Raw genomic sequence first — 15,116 nt, forward strand, 5'->3', positions numbered from 1 at the left:
GGTTCACCTGAAGAAGAGATCCGCGAGGATGTTGACGCCGTTCAGCAGCGACTGCCCTTTGGCCTTGGAGTATTCCGTATAGACGATCTTTACCGGGTGCTCTACCAGGACCGGTTTCAGGTCGGCCATCTGCTGGATCAGTTCGGAGGCGTGCGCCATCCGGTTCTGCGTCAGCTGGATCTTCGCCGCGATCGGAGCCGAGATCGCCCGGAGCCCGTTGTGCGCGTCAGTGAGCCGCAGCCCGGTGGAGAAACGCGACTGCAGTGCCGCCGTGCGCAGTACCAGCCGCTTCAGCCGGGAGACGTCGGCAGTTCCTTCGAGGAACCGCGATCCGAGCACGACTTCGGCTTCGCCCGAACGGATCCGTGAGAGCATGGCGGCAGCATCTTCAACCCGGTGCTGGCCGTCGGCGTCGAAGGTGACAATGGCGTCCAGCTGCGGGTCCTGGAGGGCGAATTCGATCCCGGTCTGCAGGGCCGCTCCCTGTCCCAGATTGACCGGATGTTCAACAACGACGGCCCCGGCGGAGCGTGCGATGGCGGCCGAGCCGTCCGAGCTCCCGTCATCGACACAGACCACGTACGGAAATTCTTCGAGCAGTCCGGAAACTACCGAACCGACGACGGTAGCCTCGTTATACATCGGCACGACTACCCAGCAACGACTCACCTGCCTAGTATTCCACAACAGGCATAGGACGGCGCGCAGCCCCAGCAGCCGCTCAACCGAGCTCGCGCACCTGCTTGTAATGGGCGTCCAGTTCTTTGCTGCTGCCGGCCAGACTGCGATGTTCGACGACGAAATTCCGGGCCGCGCGGCGCATGCCAAGATACTCGCCGCTGCCGAGCTGGAGCAACTGCAGCAGCCGGCTTTGGAGCTGGGAGAAGTCCGCTTCGCTGGCGAGCAGGCCGGTGGTGCCGTCGTCGAGCATTTCCGGAATCCCGCCGCTGCGGTACGCAAGCACCGGCGTTCCGCAAGCCTGTGCCTCCAGCAGCACCAGGCCGGCCGCCTCGCGCGCTCCGCCGGCCTCCTGGCTGGGCGCCACCAGAATATGCGCCTGCTGCATCCAGCCGCGGATGGCTTCCCTGTCCATTCGGCCGAGGAAATCAATGTGCGGGTGGCTGGCGGCCTGTTCCTCGACGGCATCCCGCAAGGGTCCGTCCCCGATCACGACCAGCCGGTGATGAGCCTTCCGCCAGACGGCGAGCGAGGCATCGATCAAATCCCTGATGCCCTTCTGGGTGTTCAAGGTCCCCACGAAGAGCACCACCGGAACGCCCTCGCTGTCATGGCTGCCCGGGGCAAAGTAGTCCGTATCGACGCCCTGGTAGTGCACCTCGATTTTGTCCGCGTCCAGCCCGAGCGCCGTGGCACGGCCCGCCAAATAGTTGCTGACGGCCAGGATCCGTTTGCTCTGGGAGGCGGCTGCCAGCACATTGCGGTGGTGCCACTTGGCCATGAACGTATCTGCCCGGTTCCCCAGCGAGACCACATCGGAACCGTGCAGGGTAGTCACCAGCGGAGTGCCCTGGCGGGATGCCTGCACGGCCGGCTGCGACCAGGTACCGAAGTGCTGGTGGATCAGATCCGGTTTGAAGCGCCGGATGGCCAGGGTCATGGCGGGCATGAACGCGGGCATGACCAATTCACGACGGCGGAAACCCAGCAGCTGGCCGGGCACAAAATCCGTTACAGGGACGGTAACGGACCGGTCGGTGATCTCGGCGACCAGGGTAAAGAGGTGGAAATCGTGGCTGGCCTTGAGCTGCTCGGCGTGGGCCGTGGCGAAGTACGTCGGCGGTACGCGCAAGGTGCTCTTGGTAATCGCGATCTTCACGTGGCTTCCTGACCCGGCTGTTGGCTGGTGCGGCGGCCGTGGCCGCGTCTGTCACAGCCATAGTAGCCCGGCAACACGGACCGGCTGCAGACCCGGCGGCAGGTAGGCTGGTCACGGTCCGGACACGGTCCGGGCAGGCACCGGGCCCACGCGTGCCGCTTCCCAGCACTGAGGTAAGGAATGACGGTGCCCAAACAGATACTTTGTATCTCCTTCTCCGACATCGAGGCCGATTCACGAGTCTTGCGCCAAGTGACCTTGCTCGCGGAGGCCGGTGAGGTGACCACGCTCTCCTACGGCAACCGACCGCCCGGCTCCACCACTCACTTGGAAATCGATTCCGCCCTGCCCTCCCTGCCGCAGACTCTGTCCGGCGTTCTGCGGCTGGGACTCCGCAGGCACGCTTCGGTGGAGCTGGCCGCCCCTGCGGTCAAACAGGCGCTCGCCCTCGTCCGCGGCCGGAGCTTTGACCTGATCGTGGCCAACGAGGCCCGCGCCCTGCCCCTGGCCCATGCCATTGCCGGCGCCACCCCGGTATGGGGCGACATGCACGAGTGGGCCCCGGAAGAGCGCGCTCATGTGCTGCCGTGGCGGTTGCTCGTCAAGCCCTACATGTGGGCAATCTGTGCCAAATACCTACCACGGACGACGGCGGTGACGGCCGTTAATGCTTCGATCGCCGCCTTATATTCGGAACAGTTCGGGATCGATACCGAGGTGGTCCGCAACGCCGGCCCGTACCGGGACTTGGTGCCGTCGGAGCCCGTCGCCGGCAAGATCCGCTTGGTCCACTCCGGCGCAGCAATTCCGGGCCGGAACCTGGAGGGCACCATCGAAGCCTTCCGGGCCCTGGACGATCGCTTCAGCTTGGATCTGTATCTGGTCAAGGCGCGCGACGGCGGACGCTACTGGCAGCAGCTCAAGGAGCTGGCGGCAGGAGACCGCCGCATCACCTTCCACGACGCCGTTGCCCCCGACGAGCTGCCGGCCACGCTGAATAAGTACGACGTCGGCGTCTTCAGCCTCCCCCCGCGCACCACCAACCACAGGCTCATGCTCCCGAACAAGTTCTTCGACTTCGTCCAGGCCCGCCTGGCCCTGGTGTTCAGTCCCTCCCCCGAAACCGCCAGGCTGATGCGCCAGTACGATCTGGGTGCCGTGACCGAGGACTTCAGCACGCAATCCCTGTCCCGCACGCTCGCTGCGCTCACCGGCGAGGAAGTGGAACGTTACAAGGCGAATGTGCACCGTGCCGCGCAGGCCCTGAGTTCTGCCGAGGACGAGGCGGTCACCCGCGGTCTGCTGACCCGCCTACTGGGCTGACGGTTCTGCCCGGGCACGCCCGGTCAGAACCGGTCCCGTCCGGCGGCGGAGGCAACAGCATCAGCCGCGCGGTGCCCGACACTGCGCAATGAGTAGTTCTGCTCTACCCAGCGCGACAGCCGGCTGCGTTCGTCCTGGTCCGCGGGCTGCTCCAACACTTCGCTCATGGCAACTGCCACGGCTCCTGCGTCCCAGTCGACGCTGTGTCCCAGCGAATTTTCCGCCACGATCGCGCGCAGCGGGCCTACGCCGGAGTAGATGACCGGAGCCCCGCAGGCCAGGCTGGCGAAGGCCTTGGTGGCGAACGCGAAGTCATAGCCCCGTGCGGGCCGGACTGAGGCCAGCCCGGCTGCTGCCTGGCTCATCGCTGCAGCTATCTCCTCGCCGCCGGCCACACCCATGAAGCGGATGCGGTTCCCGGCCGGAGCTGCCCTGCGTTTGAGCTCTTCAAGCTCCACGCCCTGCCCGTACATCAGCAGGCGGGCTTCCGGATGGCTGTCCAGAATCTTCAGGAAGCCGTCCACGAAAACGCCGGCGCCCTGGATCTCGGACATGGTGCCCGCGTAAACGAAGTTTGCCGGACCGGCCATCACTGCCTGCCGGTCCGTGGCCTGCAGTGCAAAGGTATCGGTGTCGATTCCCGTGCCGACTTCGGTCACGGCGGCACGGCCGTCCGTCAGTTCCCGAACGGCATCGCTGACGCCGGACGAAACGCTGAGCACTCCCGCTGCCCCGGAAAGCACCCATTTCTCCACGGCACGCAGTACTTTGACGACCACCGGGTTCACGCCGATTCCCGCGGCCGCATTCGAACTGACGTCGGCGGCAAAATAAATGTACGGCCTGCGCCGCAGCCACGAGGCCACGCGGACCACCACGCCAGTGGTGGGAGGCGGCTCCACCAGCACGGCGTCAAAGTTCCCTGCCGCCAGCAGGCGGAAAAACAGCGGCAGATCAAAACTGGCGTACTGCACGTAGCCTCGGACCGCACCGGTTTTATCCCGCAGCACCGGCCAGCGTCTCAGCCGCGCCTCGCGTGCTCCAGGGGTACCCGCCGCACGTCCGGCCGCAGCAGCACTGGGGGCGGAGCTGCTGGAATTCCCCGGGGTCCGGGTGGTCAGTACGGTGACATCATGCCCGCCTTCGACCAGTGCCCGGACGGTAGCAGCAAGCCGGTAAGCTGCCGCCCCCGCCTCCGGGGCATAGATGCGGGTAGCGACCAGAATACGCACGCCCGGTCAGTCCTGCAGTCGGATGGTCCTGGCCTCGCGGCTGGAGTCCACCATGGCTTCGGCGACGCGCAGGGTGTTCAGGCCCTCGCGCATGGTGACGATCTGCGCGGCCGATGTTTCCGGGGCCGTCGCGGATTCCCCGCGGGCGGCCAGCACCGCGTCGCGGAAGGCTTCGTGTTCGACCTTCAGGGGCTCCCGTTTGGGGATGGCCAGGCGGGTGACATTGCCTTCGGAGACGCCGCGGAAGTTGGCCACTGAGTCCCACTGCGTGCTGATCGTGCCGTTTTCATAGAAGGTCAGGTCAGCGGTGAGAGTATCGGCGAGGAAGGATCCGCGCTCACCGGTGACAACCGTGACGCGTTCCTTCATGGGCGACAGCCAGTTGACCAGATGGCTGGTGATAATGCCGTTGGCCAGCTGTCCGGTGGCCGCGACCATGTCCTCATGCTCGCGCCCGGACCGCGTGGTCGCGCGGGCACTGACTGACTGGTAATCGCTCTGTGCCAGCCAGGCCGTCAGATCGATATCGTGCGTGCCCAGATCCTTGATCACTCCAACATCGGCAATCCGCGCCGGAAACGGACCCTGCCGGCGGGTGGCAATCTGGTAGACAGTGCCCAGGTCGCCGTTTTCCAGCCGCGCCCGCAGCGACTGCAGGGCGGGGTTGTAACGTTCGATATGTCCGACGGCACCGACCAGGCCTTTGGCTTCGAAGGCCTCGGCCAAACGCAGACCGCCGTCGACGGTGGCGGCGATCGGCTTCTCGATCAGGGTGTGGATGCCCGCCTCGGCCAGGGCCAGGCCGACTTCTTCATGCAGCCCCGTAGGTACCGCGCAGACCACCATGTCCAGCCCGTGCGCGATGAGTTCTTCGACGGTGTTCCGGAGCGGCACGTCCGAAGCCACTCCGTGCGGGTCGCCATAGGCATCCGCCACGGCAACCAGTTCGACCCCGTCGGTTTCGCCCAGTACGCGGGCATGGTGGCGCCCCATCATGCCCAGTCCGATTAGTCCGGCACGCAGTTTGGCCATCGCTTACGCACCTGCCTTGGCCAGGGCGTTGACCGCGGTGACGATGCGGTCCAGATCTTCCGCGTCCAGTGAAGGGTGGACCGGCAGCGAGAGCACTTCGCGTGAGGCCTGCTCGGTGTGCGGCAGGTCCGCGTCGCGGTTGAATGACGGCAGCCGGTGGTTCGGGATGGGGTAATAGACGCCGGAACCGATGTTGTATTCCTCCTTCAGCGCGGCCGCAAAACGGTCCCGCTCCCCGGCCGGCACCCGGACGGTGTACTGGTGGTAGACGTGCTCTGCGCCGTCGGCCACCGCCGGCGTGCCCACTCCGTCCAGGTTGCCGGTGAGGAACGCGGCGTTGGCCTGGCGGCGTTCGGTCCAGGCGACTATCTTCCTCAGCTGCACCCGCCCGATAGCGGCGTGCAGATTGGTCATCCGTGCGTTGAAGCCGACGAGTTCGTTCTCGTACTGGCGTTCCATGCCTTGGTTCCGCAGCAGCCGTAGCCGCCGCGCGACGTCGTCGTCAGCGGTGGAGACCATCCCGCCTTCGCCTGAAGTCATGTTTTTCGTCGGGTACAGGCTGAACATGGCAAACGTGCCGAAGGTGCCGACCTTCTTCCCGTGCAGGGCGCCGCCGTGGGCCTGGGCCGCGTCCTCGAACAACGCAAGCCCACGGGAGCTGGCCAATGCGCCGAGGTCATCCATGTTGGCCGGATGCCCGTACAGGTGGACGGGCATGATGGCCTTGGTCCGCTCGGTCAGGACCCCTTCGGCAGCCGCCGCGGACAGGCAGTAATGGTCAGGTTCGATATCGGCGAAAACCGGAGTTGCCCCGGTCAACGCAACGGAATTTGCCGTGGCGGCGAAGGTGAAGGACGGCACGATGACCTCGTCGCCCGGGCCGATGCCGGCCGCCAGCAGCCCCAGATGCAGCCCCGAGGTACCGGAGTTCACCGCGACTGCGGCGCGGCCGTCCAGCAGGACCGAAGAAAACTCCTCTTCGAAAGAGGCAACCTCAGCGCCCTGCGCCAGCATGCCGGAGACCAGCACCGCGTCGACGGCCGCCCGTTCTTCCTCCCCGACGATCGGTTTGGCGGCCGGAATAAAGTCCTTGCTCAATTAGCTCTCCTCGTTTGCCGGGGCCGCGTGGGCGCCGGCGGATCCGGTTTCCCGCAGCGTTCCGCCCTCTTCGATGTAGGTTGCCCCGGTCTCGGGACAGACCCACGAAAGCGGATCGCCGCCGTCGTTCCGCCGCAGCGGGTGGCCTGCCCGGCCCACCCAGCCGATCCGCTTGGCCGGAACGCCGGCCATCAGTGCGAACGCCGGGACGTCCTTGGTCACCACGGCGCCAGCCGCGACGGTGGCCCATTGCCCGATGGTCACCGGCGCAACACAGACCGCGCGGGCACCGATCGAGGCGCCGTCTTCGATGGTCACTCCCACGGGAGTCCAGTCATCGGCACTCTTCAGGGAACCGTCCGGGCCCACCGAACGGGGGTAGGTGTCATTGGTGAGCACCACGGCCGGGCCGATGAAGACCCCGCGGCCCAGCCGCGCCGGTTCGTAGACCAGGGCGTAGTTCTGGATCTTGGTGTTGTCACCGATCTCCACGCCGGTGCCGATATAGGCGCCCCGGCCCACGATGCAATCCGTCCCCAGCACCGCGTCCTCGCGGACCTGGGCCAGATGCCAGACCTTGGTTCCGTCGCCCAGCCGCGCGCGGTCCGAGACGTCCGCCGTCTCAGCGATGAAGCTCACAGGTGATTCCTTCCCTGGCGGTGCCGGCCGCCGTCGTTATCTTGACCGTGCGCAACCGCTCAGGCCTTGCCGATCACGCGGTAGGTCACGCCGGGCCACTGCTCGCCGGAGCTGATGCGCCGGCCGTCGATGAAAACCTTGACACCGGGCAGGTCCGCCGGTCCGAGATCCCGGTATTCGGCGTGGTTGGCCTGCACCACGGCAGCGTCGGCCGGCTCGCCCAATTGGTAAGGCGCAAAGCCCAGCTGCGCCAGTTCCTCGTCGCGGTAGAGCGGGTCGTGGACCAGCGCTTTGCCTCCGCGGGCCGTAATCGCCTCCACCGCACCGAACACGCCGGAGAACGCCGTTTCCTTCACCCCGCCCCGGTAGGCAGCACCAAGTACGACGACGCGCGCGCCGGCCAGATCGCCGAAGGCACCCTCCAGAAGCCCGATGGTGTAATCGGGCATCCCGGCATTCGCCTCGCGGGCGGCCCGGACCACGGTGGCCTCCGGATCATTCCACAAATACAGCCGCGGATACACGGGAATGCAGTGCCCGCCCACCGCAATGCCGGGCTGGTGGATATGGCTGTATGGCTGCGAGTTCGAGGCCTCAATCACCTGATAGATGTCGATCCCGGCCGTGGCCGCGTAGCGCGCAAACTGGTTGGCCAGCCCGATGTTGACATCGCGGTACGTCGTCTCGGCCAGCTTTGCCAGCTCGGAGGCCTCGGCGGAGCCCAAATCCCAGACGCCGTTGGGCCGGGCCAGATCCGGACGCTCGTCGAAGTCCAGCACGGCTTCGTAGAACTCGGTGGCCTTGGCAGCACCGGTTTCGGACAGGGCACCGATCAGCTTGGGGTACTTGCGCAGATCCTCAAACACCCGGCCGGTCAGCACCCGTTCCGGGGAGAAGACCAGATGGAAGTCCGTGCCCTCGCTCAGCCCGGACCCCTCCTCCAGCATCGGCTTCCACCGGTTGCGGGTGGTGCCGACCGGCAGCGTGGTTTCGTAGGAGACCAGCGTGCCGGGCCGCAAATGCCGCGCCAGCTCGACCGTCGCGGCATCCATCCAGCCGAAGTCAGGGCGGGCCTGGTCGTCAACGAACAAAGGAACCACCAAGACGACGGCGTCTGCCTCCGGTACCGCCTCGGCATAGCTGGTGGTGGCCCGCAGCCGGCCGGAAGGAACCAGCTCGGCAAGCTTTTCCTGCAGGTGCGCCTCGCCCGGAAACGGCTCCTGTCCGGCATTGATCTGCGCCACCACGTCGGCATTGACGTCCACGCCGAGAACCTCGTGCCCCTTGGATGCGAACTGGACAGCCAGCGGCAGACCGATCTTTCCCAAAGCTATGACAGCTATCTTCACCAGAGGGGAACCTTTTCTTATCTCTTGAATCTCCCGCCGTACGGCGGCCCACGTCCAAGCGTATCGCTACTTGGCCCGGCGCTTCGGATTGAACGTTGGTTATCCACAGGCGGTGCAACACTCAAGCACAAGCCCGGCCCCGCCGCCTATGGTGCTGTGAACGTCACGCCAGCCGTCAAGGAAAGCCGATGCCCCTGCACCTCACGCTTGCCGCCGCAGAAGGTCTGTCTGAATCCGCTGCCCGCTGGATTGCCGACCATCGCGAAATCGTCGTCGAAAACAGCGGAACCTCGTCAGGGAGCGTCTTGGCGAAGTGGCTGCAGGATCAGCTTGGAAGTAGACAGCTGGTGCTGAGCGTTGGCGGCGAGCCGTTGGAATGCCTGACACCCCATAGCTTCCCACTGGTAAACGGTGCCGTTGTGGTCTGCAGCGGCGCGGTCGCGTTCCGGGCACGGCATCGGTTGTCCGCTTCCGACGCCCGCGGTGCAAGCGCCTCAGGTGCCGCGCCTGGCCTCACGTTGGCAGTGACAGGCGGGCCGGACTCCGGCCGCATATTTGAACTTCCGCGAGGAAACCATTCAATCGGCAGGGACGGCTGCACCGTTGGCATCGATGACCCGGCGTTGTCGCGAAAGCATGCATTGCTCAGCATCACCGAGCGTGAGATCCGCATCTCCGATCTCGGGTCGGCCAACGGCATCGAGGTAGATGGAAACGCGAGGAAATCTTGCACGCTGACGTCCGCGATGCGTATCGCGGCGGGTAACAGCAGGCTCTCCTTGTGGGTCGGCAGCGAACCGCCCGAAGCACTCACCCCTGACGAGGACCTCACAGCACCGGTGCCGGTTAGTGCACGTGCGCCTGAGGGCCGAGGAAAAATGACTCTCCTGCTGGCAGGCCTCCCGCTGGTAGCAGGTGTAGCCCTGGCCGTACTGACGGGGATGTGGTTCTTCCTCGCGTTCAGCGGCTTGTCCCTGCTAACGGCGGCCATTCCCTATGCTGCAGGAAAATCACAGCGCAAACGCTTCAAGGCGGCCGTGGACCGCGCCGTTGCACACGATGCCGCGCGGCGCTTTCTGAGCGCACCGGATCCGGCGAGATTGTTGTACGGCTTGCTCCTCGACGAGCCCCTGCCCGTCTCGCCGGCGAGGCCGGAGCACCTGTGGCTTCGGCTCGGGACAGCAGAAGACGCGCCGAAAATCGAATTTCCTGCCGGGGCGGACGGCCGAGAGCTGCCAGCCCTGGCTGGGATGCCGGTGGCATTGGATCTGCTGGCGGAGCGCAACATCGCCTTCACGGGCAGCAATCGCGCGCTGCACCGGATGCTCAATTCCTGCTTGCTGCAGCTGGGTGCCCGGGCTCTTCGTGCCCGGTTTCGGGTGATCTGTTTCGGCGATCCACAGTCACTTCCGGCAGCGGCACGGTTCCTCCCGAACACAACGCTCTGCAGCCGTCCGGATGCGCTTGCCGAACTACTGGGTTCCGCTCCGGAAGGAGCCGTCGTCCTGATCGCCGGCTGGCCCGATGAAGCCGCAACTGTTCTGGAGGGACTTGAAAACCGGCCAGCAGTCCTCTGGTTCGCAGGCGGAGCCGATGCCGGCCTACGGATCGAACTGTCGTTCCAACAGGGCTTGCTGCATGAGACCGCAGACCATCATGGTTTCTTGCCGGATCTCGTCTCAGACCAGACACTCGAGCGGTTCGCCCGCTTGTCTGCGGCTGCCGTACCGCCCGGCATCGACGCGGCGCTGGTCGGGCTTCCGGACACGTGTGCATTGGAGTCCCTTCTACCGCAGACTTCCGCTGGGCCACGATGGATGGCCAACGCAGCGGAACACGGACTGCAGGCCGTACTGGGCGTCGGCGAGTACGGACCGCTGGAATTTGACCTGACCGTTGACGGTCCTCATCTGCTCGTCGCCGGCACCACCGGATCAGGGAAATCCGAACTGCTCCGGTCTCTGGTTCTCGGTCTGGCGCACGGGCACCCGCCGCAGAAGGTGCAATTCCTCCTGGTGGATTTCAAAGGCGGGGCAGGGCTCGGGCTTCTGGCGGACTTACCGCACAGCATCGGCCTCCTGACAGATCTATCGGCGGAGAACGTCAACCGCGCCCTCATCTGGCTGCGCGCAGAGGTCCAGCGGCGTGAAAGGGAATTGACTGGCTTGGGGGCAACCGACATCAGCGAATGCCGGCCCAGCGTACTGCCGCGGCTCGTCGTCGTCATTGATGAATTCCGGATGCTGGCCGACGAAGTGCCTCGGGCGGTTCCGGAGCTGATGCGAATAGCAGCGTTGGGAAGATCGCTCGGCGTCCACCTGGTGATGGCAACACAGCGGCCGCAGGGTGCCATCACCTCCGATATCCGCGCAAACGTCACGACGGCGATCGCTTTGCGCGTGCAGACAGCGCTGGAGTCTTCCGATGTGATCGACTCATCCGCCGCGGCCGCCATCGATGTCGGTTCACCGGGACGAGCCTTTCTAAGGACCGGTTCAGGAGTACCGTACGAATTCCAGTCAGCATCAGCGACGATTCGCAGCATCGGCAACAACTTTTTGGCGATGCGCCTTGAGGACTGGCTTGAGCGGGGAAACGGTCTGCCTGTAGAGGCTGGTGAAGGTGGCCCAACCTGCCGGCAGACGTGGTCCCCTGCCCTTGACCCTGCCAAGGCTCTGGTCGAGGATCTGCGCGATGCCGCGGCCGCGGCGCAGCTGCCCGGACCCCTCCGCCAGCTGACGCCCCCGTTGCCGGATGTCATCGTTCCGGAGGATCTCGTTACCGGAAATGCCGGGCCAGGCGACGTCGATCTGGGCTTGCTGGATTTGCCGGAGGAACAGTGTCAGCGCGTCCTCCGGTGGCACCCCGAGAAGGACGGACACCTGGCTATTGTCGGGGTGGACGGCAGCGGAGCCCGGGAGCTCGTCTGTGCTCTGTCCGCGTCGCTACTCTCCCATGATCCGGAACGCCATTGCTACGTACTTGACGGGGACGGCTCGTTGGTTGCATCGGCAAGTGCCGGACGGACGGGGGCGTACGCTGGCCCGCAAGATGTCGAACGTGCCGCACGCCTCCTGCGCAAGCTCTCAGATGTGGTCGCCGACCGCTTGGGCCGCCTATCGGCTACTGCACGCACCGGGTCTCAACCCGTCCCGATTCCTCTGGTGGTCCTTGTCACCGGGTGGGGTCGTTGGGCCTCTGCCTTTCGTAACAGCCGCCTGGCCTGGGCAGAGGAGTGTGTACAGGACATTGCCAGGGACGGCGGCAGGACATCCGTCATCCTAGTGATGTCCGGAGAACGGGAGCTCGTGACCGGCAGGTATTTCGGGTTGCTGGGCAACAAGCTCTTCCTTCCCGCCGGCAGCAGCCCGGAGAACCTCATGGCGTGGCCGAAACTCCCGCCGATGGAATTCCTTGCAGGGCGCGCCATGGTCCAAGGACGGATCGGCGCTAAATCCGCGGCCGTTGCCCAGTTGCTGGCCGCCGGCGTCCGCCTTCCTCCATTACCGCCTCGAAGCCGTCCATTCAGGGTCGAGCCGCTGCCTGCGTATATCGGCCTCTCTGGCCTGCCGGAAGCCAAGCAGCCCGATGACAAGCATCTTGTCATCGGCGTTGAAGGCGATGAACTGGAAGCATCGTTCGTGAAGATAGTCCCCGGAGAGGCATTGCTGGTCCTCGGCCGGGCCGGTAGCGGCAAATCCAACCTCCTCCAGGTTCTGAATCGCCAGTCCGCCGGGCAGGTCCGGTGCCATCGGCCGCCTGCCGGAATTGAGCCGGAGCGGTTCTGGGAGGAGCTGGCTATCGGGGAACCCGGTGCCTTGCTGCTCGTCGATAACGCCCATAGGTTTGGCCCGGCGGCACAGCGGCGCCTCGCTGAGCTGGTCGCGGCCGGCGCTGCTGCGGTTATGACCGCCGTTCCCGGCCCGGCATTGTTGCAGCAGATTCCGCTGGCCTCCGCGGCGCGGTTCACCGGAACAGGCATGGTGCTTTCGCCGCAATCGCCAAGCGACGGTGATTTTTTCGGGATGCGGCTTGACCAGTCACAGTCCCCGCCCGGGCGGGCCTGGTCTATCAGGCCTGGCCGGAACGTGGCGCTGCAAATAGCCTTCGCGGATTGAGGCAGGGCCCAGCTACAGGGCCGTCGGTGCGGCGCCTCTGGTCAGGAATTCCGTCACGGGTCGCGTAAATATCAGCAGCATCACCACGGCGGCCGGCAACAGCAGCGCGAGCCCGGGGGCGACCAGACCTCCGGAGAGGGTCGGCACCGCGATGACAATGATAAACAGCTGCCATACCAGGGCTGCCGCTCTCGTCCATCGGTAGCCGCGAAAAAGAAAATGGCCTACGGCCAGAAGCCATCCGGCTAGGAGTACCAACAGCACTAATTGGAACACGGCTCCGCCGAAAGAGGTCGGCGTTTGCGTTAGCAAGCCGTAGACGAACCATCCAGCGACCGCCAAAAGTGCCAGTGCCTCCAGGACGACAATTCCAGCTATGACGATGATCGCAATCGGACGCTTGGCAGGTGCTGAAGGGGCCGGAGGTATTGACACATAGGCACCCTACCTTAGATAGTCGGTACTCAGCCGGTTGCCATAATCAGAGTAAAAGCGGCATCGTATCAAGCCTGTGATGAATGACTCACGTTTCTGAACGATTAAGTCAGCAGAACCCCTTGTTTACACGGATTTAACGTGAAACTCTTGATCTGAAGCGAACGGGGGCCATCAGAGCCCCCTTTACTATGAGTCCGTTCGTGAACGTTTTCACAAGAGAATTCCATCGGACCCCATTTTAAAAGGAGTATGTGATCAGCATGGATTGGCGTAGCCGCGCGGCGTGCCTCGACAAGGACCCGGAGCTGTTTTTCCCCGTGGGAAACACCGGTCCCGCACTGCTCCAGATCGAGGAAGCAAAGAGCGTTTGCCGGCGCTGCCCAGTGATCGACACTTGCCTCCAGTGGGCGCTTGAGTCCGGTCAGGATGCCGGCGTCTGGGGCGGCATGAGTGAAGACGAGCGCCGTGCTCTCAAGCGCCGGGCCGCACGGGCCCGCCGCGCTTCCTGAATCGCAGTGCCTAGGTAAGAGGCCGTCACCGAAAAGGTGGCGGCCTCTTCCATGCCTGGACTCAACGGGGAATCGTAGGGTCAAGGATCAACTCGATATTGACGCACGTTCCACCGCCCTCCCTCGGGCTCCACTCAATGGTCCCGCCCAGCTCACTGGTAACCAGTGTCCGCACAATCTGCAGACCGAGGCCGTCGCTCTTGGCCTCTTCGGGCAACCCGACGCCATCATCGGCGATGGTGACTTTGAGGAGTTCCGTCTCCGCCTCGCTTGGCTCCCGGTCAGCCGTTAGCCACACCGTCCCCGTCCGGCCGTCCAAGCCATGTTCGACGGCGTTTGTCACCAACTCGTTGATGACCAGCGCGAGCGGCGTTGCAAATTCACTCGGCAGTTCGCCAAAATCGCCACTGCGTTCCGTGCTGACCGTCTGGGTAGGCGAGGCCACCTCCGCCGAAAGCCGGAACTGCCGCCCGATTAGCTCGTCGAAATCCACATTCTGCGCTAACCCCTGCGACAATGTCTCATGCACCAGCGCGATAGTGGAAACACGGCGCATGGCTTGCTCCAGCCCCTGTTTCCCTTCCTCACTGACCATCCGCCGTGATTGCATCCTGAGCAGTGCAGCCACGGTCTGCAGGTTGTTCTTGACACGGTGGTGGATTTCCCGGATCGTCGCATCCTTGGAAACCAGCTCCATTTCCCTTCGCCGCAGCTCCGAGACATCCCGGCAAAGCACCAGCGCGCCGAAGCGCTCCTGTTCATTGCGCAAAGGAATGGCCCGAAGGGTCAGGGTTACGCCGCGTGATTCGATTTCAGTCCGCCACGGCATCCGTCCTGTGACGACCAGCGGAAGCGTTTCGTCGACCATCCGGCGGTCTTTGAGAAGCCCCGTCGTGATCTCAGCCAGCGAACGGCCTTCCAAGGATTCCACATCGCCTAGCCTTCGGAAGGCTGAGACGCCGTTCGGGCTGGCGTATTCAACGACTCCCTCGGCGTCCATGCGAATGAGTCCATCACCGACACGGGGAGCACCTCGGCGGGACCCCGTGGGTGAAGCGAAATCGGGCCACAGGCCGAGTGTGCACATGTGCAGCAGATCGTAAGCGCACTGCCGATAGGTCAGTTCCAGCCTGGACGGCATCCGGGAGCTCGACAGATCCATATGGGAAGTGACTATAGCCAACGTCCTGCCATTACGTACCATAGGTACCGCTTCGACGCGCATGGCCATCTCGGTGGTCCAGTTGGTCTCGCCAGAACGCTCAATGACCTGCGATTCACGAGCAGCGTCTACCAGAGGTTTCAGATCCGCGCGGATGCGCTCACCCACGAAGTCGCTGTGGAAGACGGTGTGCGTTGTTGACGGCCGGACGTGCGCCAATGCCACATAGCCGCCGTCGGGAGTTGGAAACCACAACGCCAGATCGGCGAACGCCAGATCGGCGATTAGCTGCCAATCCCCCACCAACAGGTGGAGCCATTCTGCGTCCCCCGGCCCAAAATCCGCATAATCCTTTATCGGGTCCGTAAAGATGGCCAAA

The 15,116-nt window shown here is 64.7% G+C and carries 12 protein-coding genes; 3 read left to right on the plus strand and 9 right to left on the minus strand.

Translation table 11 applies throughout. The features are described from left to right. Window positions 1–3: 3 nt before the first annotated feature. Window positions 4–669 (minus strand): glycosyltransferase family 2 protein, encoded by a 666-nt coding sequence (locus AC20117_RS00170; RefSeq protein WP_236777402.1) that lies wholly within the window; start codon window positions 667–669, stop codon window positions 4–6. A 52-nt stretch (window positions 670–721) separates the two neighbouring features. After that, the gene (locus tag AC20117_RS00175) at window positions 722–1,837 is read right to left on the minus strand and encodes a glycosyltransferase (RefSeq protein ID WP_074701595.1); all 1,116 of its coding nucleotides are present in this window, start codon (window positions 1,835–1,837) and stop codon (window positions 722–724) included. A 180-nt stretch (window positions 1,838–2,017) separates the two neighbouring features. Here AC20117_RS00175 and AC20117_RS00180 point away from each other — a divergent pair, with 180 nt between their 5' ends. After that, window positions 2,018–3,160 carry a glycosyltransferase family protein gene (locus AC20117_RS00180; protein WP_101632492.1) on the plus strand — a complete coding sequence of 381 codons (1,143 nt, stop codon included), beginning with the start codon at window positions 2,018–2,020 and terminating at the stop codon, window positions 3,158–3,160. Window positions 3,161–3,183: 23 nt separating this feature from the next. On the opposite strand, the gene AC20117_RS00185 is transcribed toward AC20117_RS00180, so the two are convergent. The 5 genes from AC20117_RS00185 to AC20117_RS00205 are packed head-to-tail and all read right to left on the minus strand — an operon-like array spanning window position 3,184 to window position 8,510. Beyond that, window positions 3,184–4,392 carry a glycosyltransferase gene (locus tag AC20117_RS00185; RefSeq protein ID WP_074701593.1) on the minus strand — a complete coding sequence of 403 codons (1,209 nt, stop codon included), beginning with the start codon at window positions 4,390–4,392 and terminating at the stop codon, window positions 3,184–3,186. 6 nt (window positions 4,393–4,398) lie between these two features. Beyond that, window positions 4,399–5,424, minus strand: coding sequence for a Gfo/Idh/MocA family protein (locus AC20117_RS00190; protein WP_074701592.1), 1,026 nt, complete (start codon window positions 5,422–5,424; stop codon window positions 4,399–4,401). 3 nt (window positions 5,425–5,427) lie between these two features. Beyond that, window positions 5,428–6,522 (minus strand): DegT/DnrJ/EryC1/StrS family aminotransferase, encoded by a 1,095-nt coding sequence (locus AC20117_RS00195; RefSeq protein ID WP_074701590.1) that lies wholly within the window; start codon window positions 6,520–6,522, stop codon window positions 5,428–5,430. Next, window positions 6,523–7,161: an acyltransferase gene (locus AC20117_RS00200; protein ID WP_074701589.1), complete on the minus strand. Its 639-nt coding sequence runs from the start codon at window positions 7,159–7,161 to the stop codon at window positions 6,523–6,525. 59 nt (window positions 7,162–7,220) lie between these two features. Further along, entirely contained in the window at window positions 7,221–8,510 is a 1,290-nt protein-coding gene (locus AC20117_RS00205; protein WP_074701587.1) for a nucleotide sugar dehydrogenase, read from the minus strand. Window positions 8,511–8,698: 188 nt separating this feature from the next. Between AC20117_RS00205 and AC20117_RS00210 the strand changes: the two genes are divergently transcribed. After that, the gene (locus AC20117_RS00210) at window positions 8,699–12,628 is read left to right on the plus strand and encodes an FtsK/SpoIIIE domain-containing protein (RefSeq protein WP_074701586.1); all 3,930 of its coding nucleotides are present in this window, start codon (window positions 8,699–8,701) and stop codon (window positions 12,626–12,628) included. A 12-nt stretch (window positions 12,629–12,640) separates the two neighbouring features. On the opposite strand, the gene AC20117_RS00215 is transcribed toward AC20117_RS00210, so the two are convergent. Beyond that, a complete protein-coding gene (locus AC20117_RS00215; RefSeq protein WP_335644730.1) occupies window positions 12,641–13,063 on the minus strand; it encodes a hypothetical protein in 423 nt (140 codons plus the stop codon). Window positions 13,064–13,326: 263 nt separating this feature from the next. Here AC20117_RS00215 and AC20117_RS00220 point away from each other — a divergent pair, with 263 nt between their 5' ends. Next, on the plus strand, window positions 13,327–13,575 hold the full coding sequence (locus tag AC20117_RS00220) for a WhiB family transcriptional regulator (protein WP_026818945.1): 249 nt from the start codon (window positions 13,327–13,329) through the stop codon (window positions 13,573–13,575). 61 nt (window positions 13,576–13,636) lie between these two features. Here AC20117_RS00220 and AC20117_RS00225 read toward each other — a convergent pair whose 3' ends face one another. Further along, window positions 13,637–15,115 (minus strand): sensor histidine kinase, encoded by a 1,479-nt coding sequence (locus AC20117_RS00225; RefSeq protein ID WP_074701585.1) that lies wholly within the window; start codon window positions 15,113–15,115, stop codon window positions 13,637–13,639. Window position 15,116: the final 1 nt, after the last annotated feature.

Source organism: Arthrobacter crystallopoietes, from assembly GCF_002849715.1.
In the GTDB taxonomy this organism is placed as follows: Bacteria; Actinomycetota; Actinomycetes; order Actinomycetales; family Micrococcaceae; genus Crystallibacter; species Crystallibacter crystallopoietes.